The sequence below is a fragment of the Fluviicola chungangensis genome (assembly GCF_007558725.1).
Classification (GTDB): domain Bacteria; phylum Bacteroidota; class Bacteroidia; order Flavobacteriales_D; family Crocinitomicaceae; genus Fluviicola; species Fluviicola chungangensis.
In genome coordinates this window covers 198,800-222,120 of record NZ_VLPL01000003.1, presented here as the reverse complement: position 1 = coordinate 222,120, position 23,321 = coordinate 198,800, and the positions used below count along the sequence as shown (strand labels likewise).

Annotated in this window: 15 protein-coding genes; 10 read left to right on the top strand and 5 right to left on the bottom strand. The window is 41.9% G+C overall.

Translation table 11 applies throughout. From position 1 onward, the window contains the following. Positions 1-295: 295 nt before the first annotated feature. From FO442_RS07270 to FO442_RS07260, 3 genes are all read left to right on the top strand, one after another. A complete protein-coding gene (locus tag FO442_RS07270; RefSeq protein ID WP_144332506.1) occupies positions 296-4,654 on the top strand; it encodes a T9SS type A sorting domain-containing protein in 4,359 nt (1,452 codons plus the stop codon). 116 nt (positions 4,655-4,770) lie between these two features. Then, positions 4,771-5,295, top strand: a complete 525-nt coding sequence (locus FO442_RS07265) for a 3-hydroxyanthranilate 3,4-dioxygenase (RefSeq protein ID WP_144332505.1) — start codon at positions 4,771-4,773, stop codon at positions 5,293-5,295. 51 nt (positions 5,296-5,346) lie between these two features. Next, positions 5,347-5,880, top strand: coding sequence for a DUF7935 family protein (locus FO442_RS07260; RefSeq protein ID WP_144332504.1), 534 nt, complete (start codon positions 5,347-5,349; stop codon positions 5,878-5,880). Between the two features lie 76 nt (positions 5,881-5,956). Here FO442_RS07260 and FO442_RS07255 read toward each other — a convergent pair whose 3' ends face one another. The 3 genes from FO442_RS07255 to FO442_RS07245 all read right to left on the bottom strand — a co-directional run bounded on the left by FO442_RS07255 (position 5,957) and on the right by FO442_RS07245 (position 7,754). Then, a complete protein-coding gene (locus tag FO442_RS07255; protein WP_144332503.1) occupies positions 5,957-6,172 on the bottom strand; it encodes an RNA-binding S4 domain-containing protein in 216 nt (71 codons plus the stop codon). A gap of 73 nt (positions 6,173-6,245) precedes the next feature. Further along, positions 6,246-7,277 carry a methylmalonyl Co-A mutase-associated GTPase MeaB gene (gene meaB / locus FO442_RS07250; protein WP_144332502.1) on the bottom strand — a complete coding sequence of 344 codons (1,032 nt, stop codon included), beginning with the start codon at positions 7,275-7,277 and terminating at the stop codon, positions 6,246-6,248. Between the two features lie 3 nt (positions 7,278-7,280). After that, entirely contained in the window at positions 7,281-7,754 is a 474-nt protein-coding gene (locus tag FO442_RS07245) for a cytidine deaminase (RefSeq protein WP_144332501.1), read from the bottom strand. A 98-nt stretch (positions 7,755-7,852) separates the two neighbouring features. Here FO442_RS07245 and mtaB point away from each other — a divergent pair, with 98 nt between their 5' ends. Then, on the top strand, positions 7,853-9,175 hold the full coding sequence (gene mtaB, locus FO442_RS07240) for a tRNA (N(6)-L-threonylcarbamoyladenosine(37)-C(2))-methylthiotransferase MtaB (RefSeq protein WP_144332500.1): 1,323 nt from the start codon (positions 7,853-7,855) through the stop codon (positions 9,173-9,175). Between the two features lies 1 nt (position 9,176). Continuing rightward, a complete protein-coding gene (locus FO442_RS07235) occupies positions 9,177-10,580 on the top strand; it encodes a glycosyltransferase family 39 protein (RefSeq protein WP_144332499.1) in 1,404 nt (467 codons plus the stop codon). Here the strand turns inward: FO442_RS07235 and FO442_RS07230 are convergent. Then, entirely contained in the window at positions 10,564-14,466 is a 3,903-nt protein-coding gene (locus FO442_RS07230; RefSeq protein ID WP_144332498.1) for a DUF7948 domain-containing protein, read from the bottom strand. The genes FO442_RS07235 and FO442_RS07230 overlap by 17 nt on opposite strands. A gap of 166 nt (positions 14,467-14,632) precedes the next feature. Between FO442_RS07230 and FO442_RS07225 the strand changes: the two genes are divergently transcribed. From FO442_RS07225 to gpmI, 3 genes are read left to right on the top strand one after another with little or no spacing between them, the layout of a single operon-like run. Then, on the top strand, positions 14,633-16,534 hold the full coding sequence (locus tag FO442_RS07225) for an amidophosphoribosyltransferase (RefSeq protein ID WP_144332497.1): 1,902 nt from the start codon (positions 14,633-14,635) through the stop codon (positions 16,532-16,534). 5 nt (positions 16,535-16,539) lie between these two features. Continuing rightward, positions 16,540-17,445 (top strand): sensor histidine kinase, encoded by a 906-nt coding sequence (locus FO442_RS07220; protein ID WP_144332496.1) that lies wholly within the window; start codon positions 16,540-16,542, stop codon positions 17,443-17,445. Then, a complete protein-coding gene (gene gpmI / locus FO442_RS07215) occupies positions 17,435-18,958 on the top strand; it encodes a 2,3-bisphosphoglycerate-independent phosphoglycerate mutase (RefSeq protein ID WP_144332495.1) in 1,524 nt (507 codons plus the stop codon). The genes FO442_RS07220 and gpmI overlap by 11 nt, the downstream gene beginning before the upstream one ends. Positions 18,959-19,028: 70 nt before the next feature. Here the strand turns inward: gpmI and FO442_RS07210 are convergent, their stop codons facing one another. Next, on the bottom strand, positions 19,029-21,251 hold the full coding sequence (locus FO442_RS07210; protein ID WP_144332494.1) for a choice-of-anchor L domain-containing protein: 2,223 nt from the start codon (positions 21,249-21,251) through the stop codon (positions 19,029-19,031). A 156-nt stretch (positions 21,252-21,407) separates the two neighbouring features. On the opposite strand from FO442_RS07210, the gene FO442_RS07205 reads away from it, so the two are divergent. Both FO442_RS07205 and FO442_RS07200 read left to right on the top strand, forming a co-directional pair. Next, entirely contained in the window at positions 21,408-22,796 is a 1,389-nt protein-coding gene (locus FO442_RS07205) for a dipeptidase (RefSeq protein ID WP_144332493.1), read from the top strand. 2 nt (positions 22,797-22,798) lie between these two features. After that, positions 22,799-23,299 carry an LEA/WHy family protein gene (locus FO442_RS07200; RefSeq protein ID WP_144332492.1) on the top strand — a complete coding sequence of 167 codons (501 nt, stop codon included), beginning with the start codon at positions 22,799-22,801 and terminating at the stop codon, positions 23,297-23,299. Positions 23,300-23,321 lie beyond the last annotated feature (22 nt).

Sequence of the window (23,321 nt, the reverse complement as noted above, 5' to 3'; positions counted from 1 at the left end):
CATTATAGAAGGGGCTCTTACAAAAGTAAGAGCCCTTTTTGTTGATTAATCAATCATATCAACAATTGTTGACATGAAAATTAACTTATCAATTGACTGATCAGTTTATTTTTTTCTACCTGTGACATCATTTGAAACCCCTTTATTTAAAAGGGTTTTACTTTAAATTCACAATTCAATAACTAATCTTCACATTCGACAAATTCAGGATGTTAATGGAATAAAAATAAACGAAAACCGTATTATTGAATCGTTAATTCTTTACATTTGTCTGAACGTAAATAATTTACAACTTATGAAGAAAAAATTGCTACCAATCTTTTACAAAGGTATAGCGGTATTCTCCATGTTGGTATTAGTCATAGGGCTAAGTCAACAGGAAGCTTTAGCGCAATGTACCAACGTTTCCAGCTACGGAAGTGCCACGGCACCTACGTCCGGAAGCACAACTATCTCCACTTGTTCTTATCTGGAGGAATATTCTACATTAAACAGCGTTGCGGCAAATACCGTTTATTCGTGCGCAATCGCATCCGGTGGATATGTAACTATTCACCAAGGTTCTCCGGCTGGTCCGGTTATTGGTTACGGACCATCTCCACTTACCTGGACATCTACAGTATCAGGAACCTATTATTCTCACTGGACTGTAGATGCTACTTGTGCAACGTCTACAGGTTGTGTAACAACTAGCATTAGTTTTATCGCAACACTTCCGGCGACACCTCCAACACCAACTCAAGATCCAGCAGCTCCAACATGTACAGGCGGTTCTGCGTTATCTGTTACCGGTACACCGGGAACAGATGAGGCTTGGTATTGGCAAACAACTCCGACCGGAACAAGTATGGCAACACCTTATTCAGGTCCATACACTGTTTTTGCTAATGGTACCTACTACTTAAGAGCTTACAATACAGTAAATACTTACTGGTCTGCAACTTCCTCATCGATAGTGGTAAGTAATTTCCCTACGGCAACAACACCTGCAGCTCCGACAGCCGGACAAAATCCAGCTTGTAACAGTACTACTCTTACAGCAGGGACACCGCCAGTCGGAACAACTTATTATTGGCAGACTGTTGCCAACGGATCCAGCAATGCTTCCGATGCAAGTACTCCACTTACTGTTAGTACAACAGGAACTTACTATTTGGCAGCTTACGATAATGCTAGCCAATGCTGGTCTGCCACATCAAGTACAATGGTGACTATTCAAACAATCGTTCCGCCTGCACCTCTGGCAAATCCTACTTATTACAATTATTGTTCGACGGAACCATCTATGCCTGTTTCCGCTCAATTGCCACCTCCAACAACAAATACCGGCAGCTGTTCTGCAACAGCAACAGCTTCAGGGGATGACGGATCTTCCGTAACAGCAACGGTAAACGACTTTTCTTGTGCGCCAACTACCATTGTTTCTGCATCAATGAATGCTTCAATTGGTCAGTACTGTGCATTATACGGATGGTACTCATACGATGTGATCGTAAACGGAACAACTATTCTTACCGGTTTGTGTGATCAGAACAATATCGATTTGACGCCATATTTACCGTTAACTTCCGTATCAATCGTGTCTAATGATGATGACGGTTATCCTTTTGACTTTGTAAATATGAGTTTGACTGTAAACGTTTCTTACATCACAGATCCATATACGATTTCTTGGTTCTCTGCACCAACAGGTGGTTCAGCTATCGGAACAGGTACTTCTATCGAAGCACTTGGAACAAGCGTTCTTCCAACTGCTGTGACTGGCTCATACGATTTTTATGCTGCAAACAACCAGGGAGCATGTGCCAGTGCAACACGTACTTTGGTTACTGTAAACGTTACGGACGTATTGGCTACCTTGACACCTGTAAATATCCTATGTAACGGAATGAACGACGGTTCATTCACATTGGGAACTGTTTCTTGTGGTACAGCACCTTTTACTTATTCTGTTGACGGTGGTGCATTTTTACCAATCCCTAATAACCTTACACCGGGTGTACATTCTATCGTAATGAAAGATGCGAATAACCTGAACAGTGCTCCTATTTCTATTACCATTACCGAGCCTTCTGCTCCAACCGGATTAAATGCTTTCAACGTGACTTTCTTTAACGGAATGTTGACATGGAGTCCACAAGGAAATGAAACTACCTGGAACGTAGAATATGGTCCTGCAGGATTCACTCCGGGTACCGGAATTATGATGGCAGGTGTAACGAATGATACGATCCCTGTTTCAGGTCTTACGGAAGATACAGACTATGATTTCTATGTTCAGGCAGGATGTACTGCATCTTCTGCATGGGCAGGACCATTCTCTTTCTCAACCGATGTTCCTTTCTCAACGTGGGATAGTCAGTGCGGACCAGGATTTACTGCGATCCATACTACAGGAACTGCTTTGAACCTTGCTGATGACGCTTCTATCGGAATCACAACGGTTAACCCGGTTTCATTCCAAGGAGTTACTTCCAACAATATCACTGTAAGCAACAACGGATGGGTATCATTCGGAGCGGTGAATATGAACGTTTGGAACGTTGACTTAGATGATGAAGAAGGAAATGTATACTGGCAAGAAACGACAATCGGTGGTGATAACTACCTGATCATTGAATGGTACAACAGACCAAAATTCTCAACGGTTTCAGGTCAAAACGTAACGTTTGAAGTAGCATTCAACCAAACAACCGGTGAAACTTTCTACCTGTATGATGATAAAGTATTCGGAGGTTCTCAGAGTGCTTACGATTACGCAGGAAACTTTGCTACAATTTCAGCTGCTGGCCCAATGTCAACTATTACTGTTTCATACAACAGCCAGACATACCTGCAAAACAATTCTTGTGTGAGATTGTACACATCACTTTGTCCGAATGTTCAGAATATGGTAACCATTACCTATACTGATGATGCTCAGTTGAACTGGGATCCGGGAATGTACGGTGAAACGAACTGGACTGTCATTTACGGTTTGGATGGTTTCGACCCAACAGTACCTGGTCAGGCAATTGATACATTGACTGTGAACACTTCGGAGGTGAACTTCGGTGGTACATTGACACAGTTGACATGCTACGATGCTTACATCTACTCAGAATGCCAGGCAGACAACTTAACATCTGATGGTTTCCTGGTAAACTTCTGTACAAAACCAAACTGTGCTGATATTACGTCACTTGCAGGTACAACTGATCCTGATTCTCTTGAATTGACATGGAACTGGACTGCATCAAGCATGGTTTACCCGGTAACAGGCTTCAATATCCAATACGGAATGACAGGATTTACGCTTGGAAACGGAACAATAACTCCGGCATCCGGTATTGATTTCGCTGACACGGTGTTTAACGCAACATTGATGGGATCCGGTGTTTACCAGGTATATGTTCAGGCTGAATGTAGTGGTACGACTGATACGTCTAACTGGGTTGGTCCAATTTCTTTGGTAATGCCTGTAACAAATGATATCGTTTGTTCTCAGGAAGCACTTCAATTGAATTCAATTTACACATTCAATAACAACGGAGCTACCGTTTCTTTAAATGAAACAAACATCGCTCCTCCTGCAACGGGTGCTCAAACTACAACAGGTTGGGTCAATTCAACATTGAACGGAACATTGTGGTATACATTCGTAGCTCCTCCGTCAGGTTCAGTAAGAGTGAATTCAAATGCAATCTCATACAATGGTCAGGCAGCTGTTTACTCTGCTGTAAACTGTGCTGATTTCAATACATTCACATTACTGGCTGCAAATGATGATGAGATCGGTGGTACGAGTTTGGCTCCAAACTTTACGGTTTGTGGTTTAACTCCTGGAACTACTTACTACATCATGTACGATAAATTCAATGGTACTTCAGGTAACTTTAGCCTGAAAGTAACTGAAATCGTTCTGGAAGGTGGTAACGCATTGCCACTGACTGAGATCTGCTACGGAACAAACTTAGACTTGTTCACAACGATTACAGGTAACAATACAGGCGGTACATGGTCTTCTGCTATTCCGTCGGTAAATGCCAGCATCACAGGTTCAGACTTTGAATCCAATGGCTTGGCATACACAACATTCGATTTCGAATACCGTGTTGTTGACGGATGTGCTTACGATTCAATCATCTCTCAGGTGAAAGTTTACGCGCCTTCTAACGCAGGACAAGACGGTTCAATTACAGCATGTAAAAACGAGCCGATCGACTTATTGGCAGGATTGAACGGAAATGCAGATTTGAATGGTAACTGGTTTGATCCATCAGACAGTCCTATTCCGAACTCGCAAGTAACAACAGCAAACTTCCCTGGTCAGTATAACTACGATTATATTTCAGGAAACGGAGTTTGTCCGGATGATACTGCAAATGTGGTGGTAACGGTTGGAACATGTGATTTCTTGTCAGTAGAAGAAAATGCTTTGGAGGGAGTATCACTTTATCCAAACCCTTCTACAGGTGTTGTATTCATTGAATCAACATTTACAGGAAACTTTGACTTGGTAGTTACTGACATCAACGGTCGTACAATCCAAACAGGAACAGGTATTACTTCCGGAACGAATACAGTGAACTTGAAAGAAGTTGAAAGAGGTACTTACTTCTTTAAACTTTCTACTGAGAACGCTGAAAAAGTATTCCGTGTAGTTATTCAATAACTTTAAGGTTAACCTATGTGAGCCCCTTGTAAAATTTACAAGGGGCTTTCTTTTTTTATCCAGCCGCTATTGCAAATAGGTCTTTCATTTGGTACTTTTGATAAAAACATCAGGATATGTTAATGCCATTTAATTTACATCAGTGGATCGAGGAAAACAGGGAGCTCTTGAAGCCGCCGGTCGGAAATAAAAATCTTTATAAAGAAGCCGGTGATTTCATCGTAATGATTGTCGGTGGTCCCAATGCAAGAAAAGATTACCATTTCAATGAGAGTGAGGAGCTTTTCTATCAAATTGAAGGCGATATCACAGTCGGTATTCAGCATGAAGGCAAGGCAAAGGACATTGTTATTAAAGAAGGCGAAATGTTCTTACTTCCTGCACGTATTCCGCACAATCCGCGTCGGGGTGAAAACACGGTCGGTTTGGTAATCGAGCGCGTACGCAAAAATACAGATATGCAGGATGGTTTGTTTTGGTTCTGCGAAAAGTGTAATCATGAACTGAAACACTACCGCTTCAAATTGGATAATATTGAAAAGGATTTTCTTCCACGATTTAAAGAGTTTTACAGTTCTGAAGAAATGAGGACTTGTTCTGTCTGCGGACATCAAATGGAAGCAGACCCAAAGTTCGTTTAATTGGAATTGTTACTTTTATCAAAAATCGAATTCATTTAGAAAACTAAACATATGCACTTTTTTGTCGGAATCATCTTTCCCATCCTAATTTCCATCATCTCCGGCGGCGGAGTATTATTAATGGCTTATCTGTTTTTGAAGAAAACAGGAGATCGTGAGGTCAGAGCTGTACAAATTGAATTAAAAAAAGAACGCCAGAAACATTTCCTTCCGATGCGTGTGGAAGCGTACCAAAGAGCAGCACTTTTAATGGAGCGTATCCATCCGGGAAGTTTGGTGATGCGCCTGCACAATCCCGGTCTCCCTGCCAGAAAACTTCAAACGGATCTATTACAGGCTATTCGGGAAGAATACGACCACAATGTATCACAACAGATGTTTGTTTCTCCGCAGGCCTGGGATATGGTCCGGAATTCCAAAGAAGAAACCATTAAGATCATCAATTTGGCAGGAAATCAAATGGATGCAACAGCTCTTTCAACGGATTTGGCAGGAAAAATCTTTGAAATTGTAGCAGAGGTCGGTAAGTTGCCCACGGAGATTACCGTGGAATACCTGAGAAAAGAACTACAGGAATTATTCTGATCACAAATCCCTCTTTGACAGAGGGATTTTTATTTTAATAATATTGTGTTATTACGTCAAAATGAACTTGACCGGATTACTTCAGTTGGATCCGAACTTCTCCTCCTACTTCAATCACATCGCCCGGAACTAATTTCGCCCGTTTCCGGGTCTCTACTTCTCCATTTCTCAGAACTTCCTCATCTTCTACAATCATTTTTGCATGACCGCCCGTCTGAGCAATTCCGGTAGCCTTTAACAAGCCTAATAATTCTATATACTCTCCATTGACAGTAAACTCAATCTTTTCCATGCTGCAAATGTAGGTCATTTAAAAGTTCCTGACTTCTTTTAGAAAACACTTCTTTATTTTTAGAATTAGTAATTTACGTTTTCCGGTAGAGCCTATAAATTTCTTCGGCCGCTTCAAAGGCAGAAATAACACCATTTTCTACTTCCAGTTCTTTCGCTTCGATAAAAGCCCTTGTTTTTTCCTCGATCCACAATCCCCGGATCAATAGGTCTTTTAGTGTTTCGTGCATCCAGTTCAAATCCTGATGTTTCCGTTTGGAACCGAAACTTCCGTTCAATTTGGTATGCCGTTCAAAACGTTCGATCATTTCCCATACAGTATCAATATCCCTATTTTCGAGCGAACTGCAGGTCTTCACCTCCGGGATCCAGCCATTGGACGTTGGAGGGAACAAATGAATGGCATTTTTCAACTCCCTTGCTGCCAACTTCGCTTTGTTCACATTATCACCATCTGACTTGGTAACGGCCAAACCGTCCGCCATTTCCATGATTCCCCTTTTAATTCCCTGGAGTTCATCCCCGGCTCCTGCCAAAAGCAGCAAAAGAAAAAAGTCAACCATGGAATGCACCATAATCTCCGACTGACCAACACCTACCGTTTCAATCAACAGGACGTCAAAACCGGCCGCTTCGCACAAAATAATGGTCTCACGTGTTTTGCGTGCAACTCCGCCCAAGGTATTCCCTGCGGCAGAAGGTCGAATAAACACGTTCTTATTTTGGGACAGGGTCTCCATGCGGGTCTTATCTCCTAAAATACTTCCTCCCGTGCGTTCACTGCTTGGATCAATGGCCAAAACAGCTACTTTCCTGCGATTCGCTAAAATCGTCTGACCGAATTTTTCAATGAATGAACTTTTTCCTACACCCGGAACTCCTGTAATCCCGATCCGCAAAGAATTACCCGAAAAAGGAAGACACAGACGAATCAAATCACGCGCTGTTTCCTGATCCTCTTCCCTTGTACTTTCAAGCAAGGTGATCGCACCGCTTAAAGCAATCGGATCACCCAACCGAATGGCATCAAACAACTTACCTGCCGTTCGATTTTCGCGCATTTTCTTCCGGGAAGAAAACCATTCTTCTAAGCGTTTCTCGTTCATGAATTACTTTACTCCAAAAGGAAATATTAATAGATCTTTTATACTGTCGAAAATCCAGGTTTTACCATCCTGTGCAACTAAAATGATGCGAATGGCCTCCTTCTGTCGGGATTCCGACTCTGCAATAACCTGTCTGCACGAACCACACGGGGAAACACATTCGTCTCCCGCGATCAAATCTCCCTGAGCCACAACCACAATGGTTTTTACAGCTGTCCCCGGATAATTTGCACCTGCATAAAACAAAGCAACACGTTCTGCACACAGTCCGCTTGGGTAAGCAATGTTTTCCTGGTTATTCCCTTTGATAATGCCTCCATCTTCCAGTAAAACTGCTGCACCAACCTGGAAATCGCTATAGGGTGCATAGGCATCTTTCGCCGCTTCGTAAGCCTTTTCAATTAAAATATGTTCAGTGTCAGGAAGTTCCTTCCAATGATTCAACCATTCGTAATGGATCGTCAATTGCTTTTTCATGCTTCGGTATCGTCTAACAAATATAACGATTAGTTACGCGGGTATTTTTGTACAGACTTGAAAATGTCTATCTTTGTAGCCTCAATTCTGCAAAAAAAATGCAACAGTTTAAAAAAGTCGCTTTTTATACCCTTGGATGTAAACTGAATTTTTCGGAAACATCTACCATTTCCCGACTTTTTGAAAACGCTGGTTTTGCAAAGGTGGATTTTGAAGAGACTCCGGATATTTTGGTCATTAATACCTGTTCCGTCACCGAAAATGCCGACAAAAAATGTAAGCAACTGGTCAGACGCGCAAAAAAAATAAATCCGGAGGTATACATCGCTATTATCGGGTGTTATGCCCAGTTGAAACCGACCGAAATTGCCCAAATTCCCGGAGTATCTCTTGTTTTGGGAGCAAATGAGAAATTCAATATTGTGGAGCATCTGGAATCATTGGAAACTCAGAATTGCAACGAAAACGAAGTAGTAGAAGCCGTAGTGAAATTTGAGCATATCAAACAAACAACCAGTTTTATCCCCTCTCATTCCATGGGGGATCGCACCCGGTCATTTTTGAAAGTACAGGATGGTTGTGATTATTTCTGCACCTTTTGCACGATTCCGCTTGCAAGAGGAAAAAGCAGAAATGCAAGTATTGCCGACACCGTATTGGAAGCGCAAAAAATAGCAGACACTCAAATCAAAGAAGTAGTCTTAACGGGGGTGAACATCGGGGACTTCGGGCAAGGAGACCATGAGAATTTCTTTGAATTGGTAAAAGCCCTTGACCAGGTAAAAGGAATTGACCGCTACCGCATTTCTTCTATTGAACCGAACTTATTAAGCGACGAGATCATCCGGTTTACGCTGCAGCATTCGGAACGTTTTGTTCCTCATTTTCACATTCCGCTTCAATCCGGAAGTAACCGTTTACTGAAAGCCATGCGCCGGAAATACCTGCGTGAGTTATATGTGGAACGCGTGCAACATATCAAAAAATTACGTCCGGACTGTGCGATCGGTGTAGACGTTATCGTTGGGTTTCCGGGAGAAACGGACGAAGAATTTTTGGAAACCGTTGATTTTCTGAAGGATCTCGAAGTTTCCTATTTACATGTTTTTACTTATTCCGAACGCGCAAATACAACAGCAGTGAAATTAGGAGAACCTGTCCCAAATCAGGTCCGGGCACAACGAAGCAAACAGCTGCATATTCTCTCCGAAAAGAAAAAACGCGCTTTCTACGAATCACAGGTTGGTTCTAAGCGAACCGTTTTGTTTGAAGCTGAAGAAGATGAGGGAATCATGTACGGCTTTACGGAGAATTACGTGAAGGTGAAAACCCCTTTCAACCCCGATTTGGTCAATCAAATGCAGACGGTTCAACTCACCGAAATTGACCGGGATGGAGTTCTAAAATGTGATTTCATCTAGAATGAATCGCAGCACTCAGATAATCTACTACCTCGGTTTTCTTATCGCATGCAGCTATGTTCTTATCCGCGGATTTTCTGTCGGGATCACACACGATGAGGCATTGACCTATAAAATTATCCAGGGAGATGAGATTTTAAAAGGAACCGCCAATCACCATTGGCTGAATACGCAATTGAGTTCATGGAGTACGGCTTTATTCGGAGCGAAAGAATTTGCTCTTCGGCTTCCGAACATCCTTTCATTTGCACTATTTTGGTTCTTCTTATTCCGCATTTCAAAGAACTTTCTAAGTACCTCAGCAACACAAATTGCTTTGCTGTTATTTCTTTGCGGAAACCCGTTCATCCTGGATTTCTTTTCCTTGTGCCGGGGTTATGGTCTTTCAATTGCCTGCGTAACAGCTTCCCTATTCTATGTCTTTAGAATTGTTGACCTAAAAAAGAATTCCAAAGCGATTCATTATTTCCTTGGAACCGGCTTCTCCATTTTAGCCTTAAGCGCGAACCTAAACACACTGAACTATTTTTTGATTGCCCAGACTTTAATGCTCTTAAGTCTTCTGGTATTTAAACCTAAAAAGTGGATATTCGTCTTTACGGTTTTCATTATTTTCAGTGGAGTCACTATCTATTTTTCCTTGGATCGCTTGTTTTTTCTAAAGACACAGGATGAATTGTACTTCGGTACCGGGAATTTAAACTCCAGCATCGATAGCCTGATCGCTTCCAGTTTTTATGCAATTAACGGATTTGAAAACCTGCATATTTTAAGGTATCTCTTTTATGTATTCCTGTTACTTGCCGGTTTATTGGCCCTTCGAAAAAGATCCGTATTCACCCCGGGATCATTTTCCTTCATAATCACAGTGGGTATCTTTAGTGCACTTGCACTGGAAAACCTGCTGTTTGATGCGCTTTATCCGATCAACCGTTCGTTATTATATCTTTATCCCATTTTTCTGCTTACTTTCCTTTTGAATATCGAACCATTGAAACTAAAAGTGTTTCACGGTCTTATTATAGTAAGTTCTGTTTCTTTTATAGGAGTAAATATCCCTTTTTACAACTTCAAAAAAACCATGACCTGGCGGGAAGATCAAGATATAAAAGAGGCCATGTTACTGATAAAAGGAGATGTCGAAGACAAATCAATTCATATAGCGCAATGCACCTGGATCTATGAACCTGTGATCAATTATTACCGCTTGGAATACGATGTTCCGATTCAACAACTTTTCAGAGATGCAATTAACTATCAATCCGAATATTTAATCGTTGATGATACCATGATTAATGATCTGATCAGAGATTCCATAAATGATCAGTACATCGTTTTGGATGCTTCTCATATTCAGGAAAGCGGTTTGACGCTATACAAACGAAAGCCTAGCGGAGCAAATTAACATGCCCCACGATCTGATGCCTTTCATCCGAAAGCATTTCACCATATTCGATTTTCCAGGTATACACACCATCCGGTGAAGGCAAGCCTGCATAAGTTCCATCCCACATTTGAGATAAAGCATCTCCTGTGTAGATCAATTCTCCCCAACGGTTAAAGATCTCCAGTTTAAAATCACGAATATTTACCCCAAGAGCAAAAAAGGTTTCATTTGTTCCGTTTTGGTTCGGTGTAAACGTATTCGGAACGTAAATGATCGCATCGTAATAAATACGTACTTTATCTGAAGCAGAACAACCGTTGATATCGTAGATTGTGACCGTGAAAACCATTGGTTTATCCGGTTGTGTAACGGGATTCTGGCACACATTACAGGATAAATATTCTGCCGGGCTCCAAACATAATTAATGGCGGTATTGGATGTTGCATTCAACTGAACGGTCTCTCCAAAAACAGCATACACATCCGGGTTTGTCTGAACAAAAGGTGAAGGGAATAAATGAACCCTGACTGAAGCCGTATCCGAACAACCGTATTGGTCCGTCCCTACCACTATGTAAGTGGTTGAAACAGTGGGTTTCACTTGCACCAATGAACCATCTGATTGCAAAAATCCATACGGACTTGGTGACCAGGAATAAGAAACTCCACCCGAAGCATGAACAGGAGTTATTTCTCCCGGACAAATTGTGGTGTCATTTCCTGCCTGGATATTCGGGATATTAATATCCACAAAAATGCTGTCTCTGACCGTTCCGCATGCATTGGAAAAATCACAGTAGTAATATTGATTGGTTTGTGCACTGATTGTTACCTGAGCACCACTAACCGGTGTAATATTCATTTGCGGCGACCAATTGTAAGAAGTTGCGCCGGAAACCGTGACGACGCCGGAAGCTCCAATACAATAGAACAGTGAATCAGGTATGACTGGTTGTGGCATGGTTGTATCCACATGAATATGAACAGTAGCAGATAATTGACAACCATCGGAAGTCGTACCGGTTGCCGTATAAGTAATGGATTGCAACGGAGTTGAAACAGGAGTCAAACTCGAAGGATTATCCAGGTAGGTTGCCGGACTCCAGGAAATCTGTGTCACGCCGGACGCAAACAAATTGACCGAATTACCTATACAAATGGCCGTGTCATTGGAAACATCGAGTGCTCCATTTAGTACATTTACCTGGGCGTATACCGTATCAATCCCGCAGCTATCCGAAATAATGCAATAAATTGAAATGTTCTGAGCAGTTGTTACCATCGGGTCCGAAATATTCGGATTGCTGAAATATTGAGGTGGGAACCAATGATAAACGGTCCCCCCGTAAGCTTCCATTTGTACTGGAACATTGGCACAGGTTTGCGCAGTAGGATTCACAATTCCGCCATTAAAATCCCCTATATTAACAACGAACTGAACGGTATCCGGTGTATAGCATTGCGTCGTGTCACGCACAATCAGAGTAACGGTATATTGTCCCGGTCCGCCATAAACGTGAGATGGATTGACCAATGTGGAAGATTGTCCGTCGCCGAAATGCCATTCGAATTCGTTTCCATTCGCACTGTTGTTATTAAATACGACAGGGTCAGGTAAACAAACCAAGGGATCAGGTGCTGCAACCACTGCTTCAATTGAACTCAATTCAAACTTGAATGCTGCGAGATTACAGTTCGGGCTCGGATTCTGCGTCGACCAAGCTTCATCTGTTGTAGAAAAACCATTGTTTACGCCACCACAAGCACCGCAAACCGCATGATAAATATTTCCGTTCTTATCAAAGCGACTGGTTCCACCATCTACGTGGTTATACGAACTGGTCGTTCCCCCGATGAATGTCGCGTAATTGAGTGCTGTTGCATCTTCTTCTAAAACAGCTAACCAGAAATTATTTCCGTTGGTATTCGGTTGGAACGCATCCGGAGTAACAGGTAAGCCGTTAGAACTACTGTGGATGGCTCCGGGAGAATTGTTTACGTTCACATTTCCTCCCCAACCTGCTAAATAGATTTCCCCACAGTTCGAAACCAGGAATGCAGTCGGTGAAATTTCAATGTGTCCTGATCCCGAACCAATTGGTGTTGTCCAGGTCAAAGCCGCTAAGTCAGGAGAAAATTTAGCTACGAACTGACCCGAATTTCCTATGCCATATTTTCCGGGAGAAATCGCAATCGAACCTTCCGATTGGGCATATATGTAGACATTGTCATCCAAATCCAATTGTACAAAAAATGCCTGGTCGTATTCACTGGTCCCGATATAAGTTCCCGAAAGAACAGATCCGGTAGCACCGGATAAATGCATCACATAGGCATCGGCAATTCCTCCATTATACGTGAGGTCGTTTCCGGTTGTGAATGGCATGTTCGAAGAGGTTGTTCCTCCGGCAACAAATACTTCACCGGTACTTGAAATCTGGATTCCATTTCCTGAATCGTATCCTGAACCACCCACATAAGTGGACCAAAGTAAGTTCGTTAACCCCGAGTTCATTTTGATAACCACCGCATCTTGTGCACCACTTAATGTGTTTTGAAATGCACTTGCCAAAGGAAAATCCGAAGATGAAGTGGAACTGGCCACATAAACCTGTCCGGAATTCACTACAATTTCTCCTCTGAACGGGTCCCCGTAATTGAAATACAAACTTCCGGAATTGATCCCGTCCGTTCCGCTTCCCCCTAAATAAGTGGAACCAACCAAATTCGCACCGGCTGCATCAAAATGACAGACGTAAATGTCCGCACCCTGAAAACCCAATTCATTGGTAATAATCGTTGATCCCCCATTAAAACTTTGATCGATACATCCTGCAATCGTTGGAAAATTCGGAGAACTCGTCACGCCAAGCACATACAAATGTCCTTGTTCATCAGTCACCAAACTATGAACGGATTCATTTCCTGAACCTCCCAGATAGGTCGAATAAATCAAGTTGGTTCCAATAGAATTGAACTTGGAAATCGCCACATCAAAACCCGGTAAGGTTCCTGTTCCGTAAGGATATGAATTCCCCCCGTTAAAACTTAGATCATATGATCCGGTAATAGTAGGATAAGCTCCCGGGCCGGAAAATACGATTCCTCCCGCGTAGAGATTTCCGTCCTGATCCGGTGTGGCTGTCATTCCCCAATTATCCATGGTGGAACCGGTAAAGGAAGAGAAAACAATATCCGGATCAATAATTAATGTATCTGTTTCTGAAAACCCTTTGGGGAATTCATAGGTAACCAACCCATTTTCCAATTTAAAAGAAACAGGCACTTTGGTCTTTTTTCCGTTATGAATATTCCAGGCAACCGGTTCTTTCTCGATCAGTTCGCCGAAATCGGTTCGGGTAACCAAATCTCCTTCCCTCAAAAATACTTCTTCACTTCCCGAAACCTGTGTTACGATCTGTTTTACATCCGCTCCGGGAGCAAGTACAAAAGAATATTTCAGAAAATCTGTCTGACCTTCAATAATCAAATCAATTCCCGGATATACTTCATCATAAACCACTTTATCCGTGCTAAATACCTTTGATCTCCACTTACTTTGATCACTTCCCTGGTAATAGTTTCGGTATGCCCGGCTTGCTTTTCCTTTTGTTTTGACACCTTTCCAGGAAGTATTCAAGAATTGGGATTTCAGAACCTGACAATGAATTTTTTTGTTTTCTATCGATTCGCTTTCTTTCGATTCGTGATTGTGGTCCATCGCATCGTGCAGAAAATACGCAAACCCGGTTTCGTTTATGAGCACCGATCCCCGATGCATATCTACGACAAAATGGATCTTCGGATCCCATTGTCCTTCGTTCGGATGTAACAATACTTTTTCGGTCTGCCCAAAAGCAACTGAATATAAGCATATTACCGTAAAAAAAACACGCCAGAACATCAAACGAATTTACAAATACTATTCAAAATAAAAAAACACAAAGAATGTTATTTATTTACCTGTATTTACTAGACTATGAATTCAATAAAAAGTTGTTTTTTGATAAAAGATTTCTCCCCTGAATCGATTTAGAATCCGTAACTTTGCACCAAGATTTTTGATGCCCATGAGCGATGCAATTAAACATGAATGCGGAATCGCACTCATTCGATTAAAAAAGCCATTACAGTACTATGTTGATAAATACGGAACGGCTTTTTATGGTTTAAACAAGCTTCATCTTTTAATGGAAAAGCAACACAACCGCGGACAAGACGGTGCCGGTGTCGCAAACATTAAATTAGACATGGAACCCGGAGAACGTTACATTTCACGTTACAGAAGCATCGATCCGAAACCAATCCAGGACATTTTCGATCATATCAATAAGCGTTTTTACGAAATCGGGGAAGAAAACCCGGAATTGCTCAAAGATGTTCATTATTTAAAGAAAAATGCCGGATTTACAGGAGAGTTGTTCCTGGGCCATTTGAGATACGGAACCTTCGGTAGGAATTCAATAGAGAGTTGTCATCCGTTCTTAAGACAAAACAACTGGATCACCAGAAACCTCGTTGTTGCAGGGAATTTTAACCTGACCAACGTCGACGAATTATTCGATGTACTACTGGAAATTGGTCAGCACCCGAAAGAAAAGTCGGATACTGTAACGGTTTTGGAAAAAATCGGGCATTTTCTGGATGTCGCCAACGACGAGTTGGTTCAAAAATACCAATCCCTTGGCTACAACAGCCACGACATTTACCAAAAAGTTGCTGAAAACATCGATATTCCCCAAATTTTGAAGCAATCTTCGGAAGTTTGGGACGGTGGATACGCCATGGCAGGCTTATTTGGTCACGGAGATGCTTTCGTATTGAGAGATCCGAACGGAATCAGACCGGCATTTTATTTTGAAGATGAAGAAGTGTGTGTTGTCGCATCCGAACGACCGGTGATCCAAACGGCATTTAATCTAAAATACGACCAGATCAAGGAATTAACTCCTGGACACGCTTTGATCATTAAAAAGAACGGCACGGTTTCAGAAGTGGAGATCAACGCTCCGAAAGCTCCTGCAAAATGTTCCTTTGAACGCATTTATTTCTCTCGCGGAAATGACTACGATATTTACCAGGAACGCAAAAACCTGGGACGTAATGTTGTTCCGAATGTATTGAAAACTATCGGCTACGATTTGGATAATTCTGTTTTCTCCTTTATTCCGAATACTGCAGAAGGAAGTTTCTATGGAATGATCAAAGGATTGGAAGATTATCTGAACGAACAAAAATACGAACAGTTACTGGCAATTGACGGGAAACCCAGCCCGGAACAACTGAAGGAAATCCTCAACCGCAGAGCGCGTATTGAAAAAATCGCTATTAAAGATGCCAAAGCACGTACGTTTATTACACAAGATGACGCACGCGATGACATGGTAGCACAGGTTTACGATATTACCTACGGATCTGTTGTTCGCGGGAAAGACAATTTAGTTGTGATTGATGACAGCATTGTCAGAGGAACAACCTTGAAACAATCTATTTTACGTATTCTGGACCGTTTGGAGCCGAAACGCATCCTGGTTGTTTCATCAGCTCCTCAAATCCGTTATCCGGATTGTTATGGAATCGACATGGCTAAAATGGGCGATTTTATTGCTTTTGATGCTGCAATTACCTTGTTAAAAGAAAGTGGCCGGAAACACATCATTGATGAATGTTACCGCAAATCAAAAGAACAAGAGAAACTTCCGAAGGAGCAAATTGTCAATTATGTAAAAGAAATTTACGCCCCGTTTACAGCCGAAGAAATTTCTGCCCAGATTGCAAAAATGCTGACCCCGGAAAATATCAAAGCAGAAGTCAATATCGTTTATCAAACAGTAGAAGATTTACATAAGGCTTGTCCCGGAAATACAGGAGACTGGTATTTTACCGGAAATTACCCGACACCGGGAGGAAATAAAGTCGTAAATAAAGCTTTTATTAATTATATTGAAGGCAAAAACGAACGAGCTTATTAAGAAAAATGCTTAAAAAACCCACAACTGTTTTTGTATACTTGTTGGGTGCTTATGTACTGATTCAATTCCTTTGGTGGGGCTATCACCTTATTGATCTAACCCGTGCTTCACATCACACGGACCAAACCATTACCAAACGCATCGTAATGATCATCGGAGAAGGCTCTGTCTTCCTGGTATTATTACTTTTCGGACTTTGGAAAATCAAACGTTCCATCAAGAAAGAAATTCAAATAGCACGTCAACAGAACAATTTCATGTTGTCCGTTACGCACGAACTGAAAACGCCTCTTGCGGCGACCAAACTGTACCTTCAAACCATTCAAAAACACAAATTAAGTGAGGAGAAGCAAAGTGAATTGATCCAAAAAGCACTGGACGAATCAAGCAGACTGGAAACACTGGTAGAGCAGATCCTGACTGCTTCCAGGCTCGAACAACAGGCCATGCCTCGTTTAATGACCTCTATTTCCCTGAAAGATTTCCTGCGTCATTTAATTGCTATCCAGGAGAAACGATTCAATATTTCAATTCATATGAATGACTTCGAGGACATTCAATTGGAAACAGACCCACTCATTTTTACCCATATTTTGAATAACCTCATTGAAAACGGATTCAAATACGGATATACCGAAAAAGGACTTGACCTAACTGTTTACAAAGAGAATGAGCAATCTGTGACCATTGAAATAAGGGATTATGGAAAAGGAATTCCTTTGGAGCAGCAAGATCTTTTATTTAAAAAATTCAATCGTTTAGAAAATGAGGAAACGCGCACGACTAAAGGAACGGGACTCGGCTTATTTATTGCAAAAGAATGCGCCCGGACTTTAGGAGGAAATCTCCGGCTAACAAAAGCAGACGGACCGGGCGCATGTTTCCAAATACAAATGCCTTATGATGGATAATCAAAAAGTTGGTTTAATAATTTTGGATGGTTGGGGAATTGGCGACCAATCAAAAGCGGATGCTATTTTTAACGCAAACACTCCGGTTATGGATTCCTTACTGGAAAAATATCCGCACAGTACTTTAACCGCCAGTGGCGAAGCTGTGGGATTACCCGACGGACAAATGGGGAATTCCGAAGTGGGCCATTTAAATATTGGCGCCGGACGGATTGTTTACCAGGAACTAACCCGCATCAATAAATCCATTCGCGACGGCCAGTTTTTCAATAACCCGACACTGATGAATTGTTTTGAAAAAGCAAAAAAGAACGGAGCAAAGGTTCATTTCATCGGGCTCGTTTCGAATGGTGGTGTACATAGTTCCCAAGAGCATTTACATGCCTTGTTGGACATGGCCAAAAGCTATAAATTAACCCATGTATGGGTCCATGTATTCACCGATGGCAGGGATTGCGACCCGAAAAGCGGCCTGGGTTTTATTCAAAAGCTGGAAGAACATATGAAGCAATCTACCGGCAAAATTGCATCCATCGTTGGGAGGTATTATGCAATGGACCGCGACAACCGATGGGAACGCATCCAGGTAGCTTATGATGCAATGGTAAAAGGAATCGGGACACCGTTTTCCAATGCCGCAAAGGCAATAGAAGCAAGCTACGAAGAAGATATCACAGACGAATTCATTAAACCTTTAGTCACCAGCTCCGGTGATGGCTTGATCCAGGATGGAGATACTGTTATTTGTTTCAATTTCAGAACAGATCGCCCGCGGGAAATCAGTCAAGTGTTGACCCAACAGGCTTTTCCGGAATACGGAATGAAACCGTTGCGTATTGATTATTATACATTGACACGATATGACGCCAAGTTTAAAAACGTACATGTCATTTTCGAGAAAGAAAATCTGCACAATACATTGGGAGAAATTCTCAGTAAAATGGACCGGACTCAAGTCCGCATTGCTGAAACGGAGAAATATCCGCATGTTACTTTTTTCTTTAACGGCGGTAGAGAGAAAGAATTTAAAGGTGAATCCCGGATCCTGGTGAAGTCTCCAAAGGTTGCTACCTATGACCTGCAGCCTGAGATGAGCGCACATGAAGTAAAAGAACGGATTCTCGAAAAATTAAAGACGGACGAACCGGACTTTTTCTGTTTGAATTTTGCAAACCCGGATATGGTTGGTCACACAGGTGTCTATGAAGCCATCGTAAAAGCGGTGGAAACAGTCGATAAATGCCTGGGAGAGATTGTAGACCTGTGCACTAAATTAAATTACGAACTGGTAATCATTGCGGACCATGGTAATGCAGACGTTGCTTTTAATGCCGACGGATCACCAAATACGGCTCATTCGCTGAATCCGGTACCAGTAATCCTTGTAACCAAGAAAGAAGGTATTCATTTGAACTCCGGGATCCTTGCGGATGTAGCTCCAACCATTTTGGATCGTATGCGTATAGCGGCGCCACTGGAAATGGAAGGAAAAACACTGGTCGCTTTAAATTAAACTAGGCAGAATAAAAAAGCAAAGGGGGCGAGTCAGATGACTCGCCCCCTTTTTATTGAGGTCCTGATTATTATCTGATCAACTGCAGGAATCCCTGACCGGTAATTTCTTTACCCATCAATCCTTTCACCGTATACTGCACGAAATAAACTCCATCAGGAGCAATTGTTCCATTGATTTTTCCGTCCCAATAAGGATCTAAACCGGAACCTTCGTATACATTATTCCCCCACCGGTTATTGATTTTCAGGATAACTTCCGTAGCATTTACCGTTGTTAATTTGAATACATCGTTGTTCGAATCTCCATTTGGTGTGAAGATATTCGGAACAATTACACTCGGTTCAGGGAAAATACATGATCCGTCGTTTTGAACAGCCGTTGGATCGTAGTTTGTTGCCGATGGATCCGTACAACCACATTCCACGATTAAAACAGATGCAAACGCTGTATCTCTGCACGGTCCGTTGATTGCAATCAGTGCCTGATCCGCAGAAGCCGTAAATACCTGCGTTTGTGAACTCAAATCATTCACCGTTACATTGTTTCCATTTCCAAAATACCATTCATAGGTCGTTGCATTCTGACTATTATTGGTAAACGTAACAGTCAATGGGTTACAACCCGAAATGGAACTTAACGTCATATCCGCAATTGGTCCCGGTTCGCTTGTCAGGAATACCGAGTCGGTAACTGAACATACGTTATCTGTAATGGTAAATACATACCATCCCGGGGAAAGATTTTGCATCACCGAAGCATCTATTTGACTTGGTCCACCGGTGTTCGGACCTTCCCAGTGATAATGTGGTTGACCCGTGATTCCTTGTCCCATTCCGCTAACAGCACCATCCGGTGTACAAGCAGAAGCCGGGAATGTCATCATGGTATCAATTGCCAATGTTTGATTCATTGTAACGGTAACCGTATCTGTTCCCATGTTTCCGCATTGATCCGTAGCCGTCACGATGTAATCAATTGATCCATTTTGTAAAATTGGTACATAGGCCGAACTTCCCGTTTGACCAGCATACGACCAGGCATATGTGTAAGGTGCAAACCCTCCACTGGCTGTCGCCGTTACCAGTACAGAATCATTTGCACAGAATACCGTAGGATTGGATTCATTGATCGGTAATGTTGATCCGTCAATAATATACAATGTTCCGGTCGTTACAATGGTATCACCACATTCCGTAATGGTCGTAGCAGTAATAATTACCGTTTCAGGAGATTCTGTAATTCCATCTCCCGTAGGAAATAAGGTAACTACAATGGTATCTTCTCCCGGAAGGAAAGTAATCGGGTTTGCCAGGTTATTGTAATCCGTACCCATAATAGCCGTTCCGCCGATATCATAATTCACCAGCAAGGTATCTCCCAATTGCGTTTGAGGACGCGAGAAGATAAATTGCGCACTGGTACAGTTTTCAATTACTGTTGTATCACCTGTAACCGTTGCTACAGCAATATCAACAGCTTCCGAAGAGAATGAATCGGCCTCTAAGAATACTCCTGAATCATAACCAGTATCAGAGATATTACAGATCGCCAATTTGATATGATATGTCTGACCACATTGTACACTTGCGTTTGCTGTTAAAACAACTGTCGTTCCGTCATACTGAATAGCAGTTCCGTAAGCAACACCATTTACATTATTCACATAATAAGCTGAATTTGTAGACGGGCTCACGTTGTCAATGGTAACCGGAGTCGATGTTCCCGGAACCAAAGCAATGTTTATAGAACTATTTGAATATGGTCCAGAGATTCCAGGACCGGAAAGGAAGAATCCGAACGCATCGTTAAATCCGGCATTTACGAACTCCGGATACTCTTCCGATGCAAATACATATCGAAAGCTAATAGTATCTCCAGCCGGAACAAAGTCAAATTCCAAAACAACTCCATTGGTCGGATCATCATTTGAAATAGCAATCAAATCAGGATCTGTAGAAACCATTGATGTAGCCGGCAAGTTATTGGAAAATGAACCTGAGTTATTCGGACCGACTGCCGCACTTCCATTACCGGATGTCAACAATACCCCAGTCGAAATCGGGAATGCAGAACCATTATTATTAAAAAACGTGACATTTCCCTGAGGCATCTGAGCGTCCACGGCAGAACCATTAAAGGTAATATTTGAAGCAACAACACCTGTTCCCATTAAGACATTCTGCACCAAAGAGGACGGAGACTGTGTATTTTGAACCGTGATTTGTGCCAAGGAGTTGCTACTCCAAAAGAGTAACATTCCAAAACTAAGTATCGTAGTAATTTTCTTCATTATAATCCAGTTATACCCTTTAGACTTATTTATTCGTTAAAGGTTGCATTTATGTGTCAATATTATTAAATTTTGTTTAACTGTTAAATTTTAATCACAATTATTCGATTAAAAACGCTATGATTTAACCAAATTTGCTCCAGAAATAGATTTTTTATGCAAAACACTCAAAAATATATACAAGACTCCCGGGAGAAGTTCTTAAACGAACTGTTTGACCTCCTGAAAATTCCAACTGTTTCAGCGGATAGTGCCTATTCAAAGGATGTGATCAGAGGAGCCGAAAAGGTAGCTGACTTCCTGGAACAAGCAGGAGCTGAAAAGGTGGAAATTTGTAAAACTGCCGGGCATCCGATCGTATATGGCGAAAAAATTATGGATGCAGCATTGCCTACCATTCTTATTTACGGTCACTACGATGTTCAACCGGCAGATCCGATTGAACTGTGGACTTCGCCTCCATTCGAACCGGTTGTTAAGAAAACGGATATTCACCCGGAGGGTGCCATTTTTGCCCGCGGTGCATGTGATGACAAGGGACAATTTTTCATGCATGTAAAGGCGTTTGAAGCGATGATGAAAGCCAATGAACTTCCATGTAATGTGAAATTCATGATCGAAGGAGAGGAAGAAGTTGGTTCGGTCAACCTGGGCATTTTTATCAAGGAAAATAAGGAACGTCTGAAAGCTGACATCATTTTGGTATCCGATACGGGGATGCTGGGCAACGATACTCCTTCCATTACGACAGGATTAAGAGGTCTGAGCTATGTAGAAGTCGAAGTCACAGGGCCAAACCGTGACCTGCATTCGGGTCTTTACGGCGGATGTGTCGCAAATCCGATTAATGTTCTTACCAAAATGATCGCTTCATTGCATGATGAGAACAAGCACATTACTATTCCAGGTTTTTATGCGGATGTGGTTGAATTGAGCCTTGAAGAACGTGCTGAAATGGCAAAAGCCCCATTCAATGAAGAACACTACAAAAAAGCGTTGGATATAGATGCGGTCTATGGTGAAACAGGATATACTACTCCTGAGAGGGGTTCTATTCGTCCGACATTGGATGTTAACGGAATTTGGGGAGGATATACCGGAGAAGGAGCAAAAACAGTCATTGCCTCAAAGGCATATGCAAAAATCTCCATGCGTTTGGTTCCGAACCAGGAGCCGGAAAAAATTACCGAGCTATTTTCCAAACATTTTGAATCGATCGCTCCCGCCGGAGTGAAAGTAATCGTAAATCCGCATCATGGCGGAGAACCGGTTGTGACACCGGTCGATTCCATTGCCTACAAGAGTGCAGCGAAAGCATACGAAAAAACGTTCGGAAAAACCCCGATTCCTGTTCGAAGCGGAGGAAGCATCCCGATCATTGCTCTATTCGAAAAAGAACTCGGCTTAAAAACAGTTATGATGGGATTTGGGTTGGATTCCGATGCTATCCATTCGCCAAATGAACACTATGGTTTATTCAATTTTTACAAGGGAATTGAAACCATTCCATATTTCTTCCATTATTTTAATGAAGCAATGAAGTAATTATGAAGAAGATCCTTTTTTTATTCGTCTTGGCGATCGCCATTTCGAGTTGTGAGTTCGATGAACCAATTGTCTCAGGATACTCCAATTTCAAATTCGGGAAATTAGACGGCCGAAGCCTACATGTTAGTTTCGACGCAACTGTTGACAATCAAAACAGCTACGGTTTCAAAGTTAAAAGTGGAAAATTAAATGTTTTCATCAATGATTTGGAAATTGGTGTAATCGATCTGGACAAAAAGATCAAAGTCAGGAGAAAATCTGAAAATGTGTATACCATTCCATTGCAACTTAGCCTAAGTGACGGAGCATTGTTTCGTATTGCCAAATTGGTCAGTGCCGAGAAATTTGAATTGAAGCTGGATGGAAAAGTACGCGGAAGCGTGATGGGGTTCGGGAAGAATTTCGATGTTCATGAAACCCGCAATTTATCTAGCGGTGATATTAAATTTGATGGATTGCTTCAGGGAATCATGAAAGGTACTGCCAGGGAGCAGCATTGACGCAACAATATTAAAAATAGGC

Excerpts from the sequence above, each read along its gene's own strand:
- FO442_RS07255 (WP_144332503.1), bottom strand. The coding sequence starts at position 6,172 with ATGGAAAAGATTGAGTTTACTGTCAATGGAGAGTATATAGAATTATTA.
- FO442_RS07270 (WP_144332506.1), top strand. The coding sequence starts at position 296 with ATGAAGAAAAAATTGCTACCAATCTTTTACAAAGGTATAGCGGTATTC.
- mtaB (WP_144332500.1), top strand. The coding sequence starts at position 7,853 with ATGCAACAGTTTAAAAAAGTCGCTTTTTATACCCTTGGATGTAAACTG.
- FO442_RS07265 (WP_144332505.1), top strand. The coding sequence starts at position 4,771 with ATGTTAATGCCATTTAATTTACATCAGTGGATCGAGGAAAACAGGGAG.
- FO442_RS07230 (WP_144332498.1), bottom strand. The coding sequence starts at position 14,466 with ATGTTCTGGCGTGTTTTTTTTACGGTAATATGCTTATATTCAGTTGCT.
- FO442_RS07245 (WP_144332501.1), bottom strand. The coding sequence starts at position 7,754 with ATGAAAAAGCAATTGACGATCCATTACGAATGGTTGAATCATTGGAAG.
- meaB (WP_144332502.1), bottom strand. The coding sequence starts at position 7,277 with ATGAACGAGAAACGCTTAGAAGAATGGTTTTCTTCCCGGAAGAAAATG.
- FO442_RS07205 (WP_144332493.1), top strand. The coding sequence starts at position 21,408 with ATGCAAAACACTCAAAAATATATACAAGACTCCCGGGAGAAGTTCTTA.
- FO442_RS07200 (WP_144332492.1), top strand. The coding sequence starts at position 22,799 with ATGAAGAAGATCCTTTTTTTATTCGTCTTGGCGATCGCCATTTCGAGT.
- FO442_RS07260 (WP_144332504.1), top strand. The coding sequence starts at position 5,347 with ATGCACTTTTTTGTCGGAATCATCTTTCCCATCCTAATTTCCATCATC.
- FO442_RS07225 (WP_144332497.1), top strand. The coding sequence starts at position 14,633 with ATGAGCGATGCAATTAAACATGAATGCGGAATCGCACTCATTCGATTA.
- FO442_RS07220 (WP_144332496.1), top strand. The coding sequence starts at position 16,540 with ATGCTTAAAAAACCCACAACTGTTTTTGTATACTTGTTGGGTGCTTAT.
- FO442_RS07235 (WP_144332499.1), top strand. The coding sequence starts at position 9,177 with ATGAATCGCAGCACTCAGATAATCTACTACCTCGGTTTTCTTATCGCA.
- gpmI (WP_144332495.1), top strand. The coding sequence starts at position 17,435 with ATGATGGATAATCAAAAAGTTGGTTTAATAATTTTGGATGGTTGGGGA.
- FO442_RS07210 (WP_144332494.1), bottom strand. The coding sequence starts at position 21,251 with ATGAAGAAAATTACTACGATACTTAGTTTTGGAATGTTACTCTTTTGG.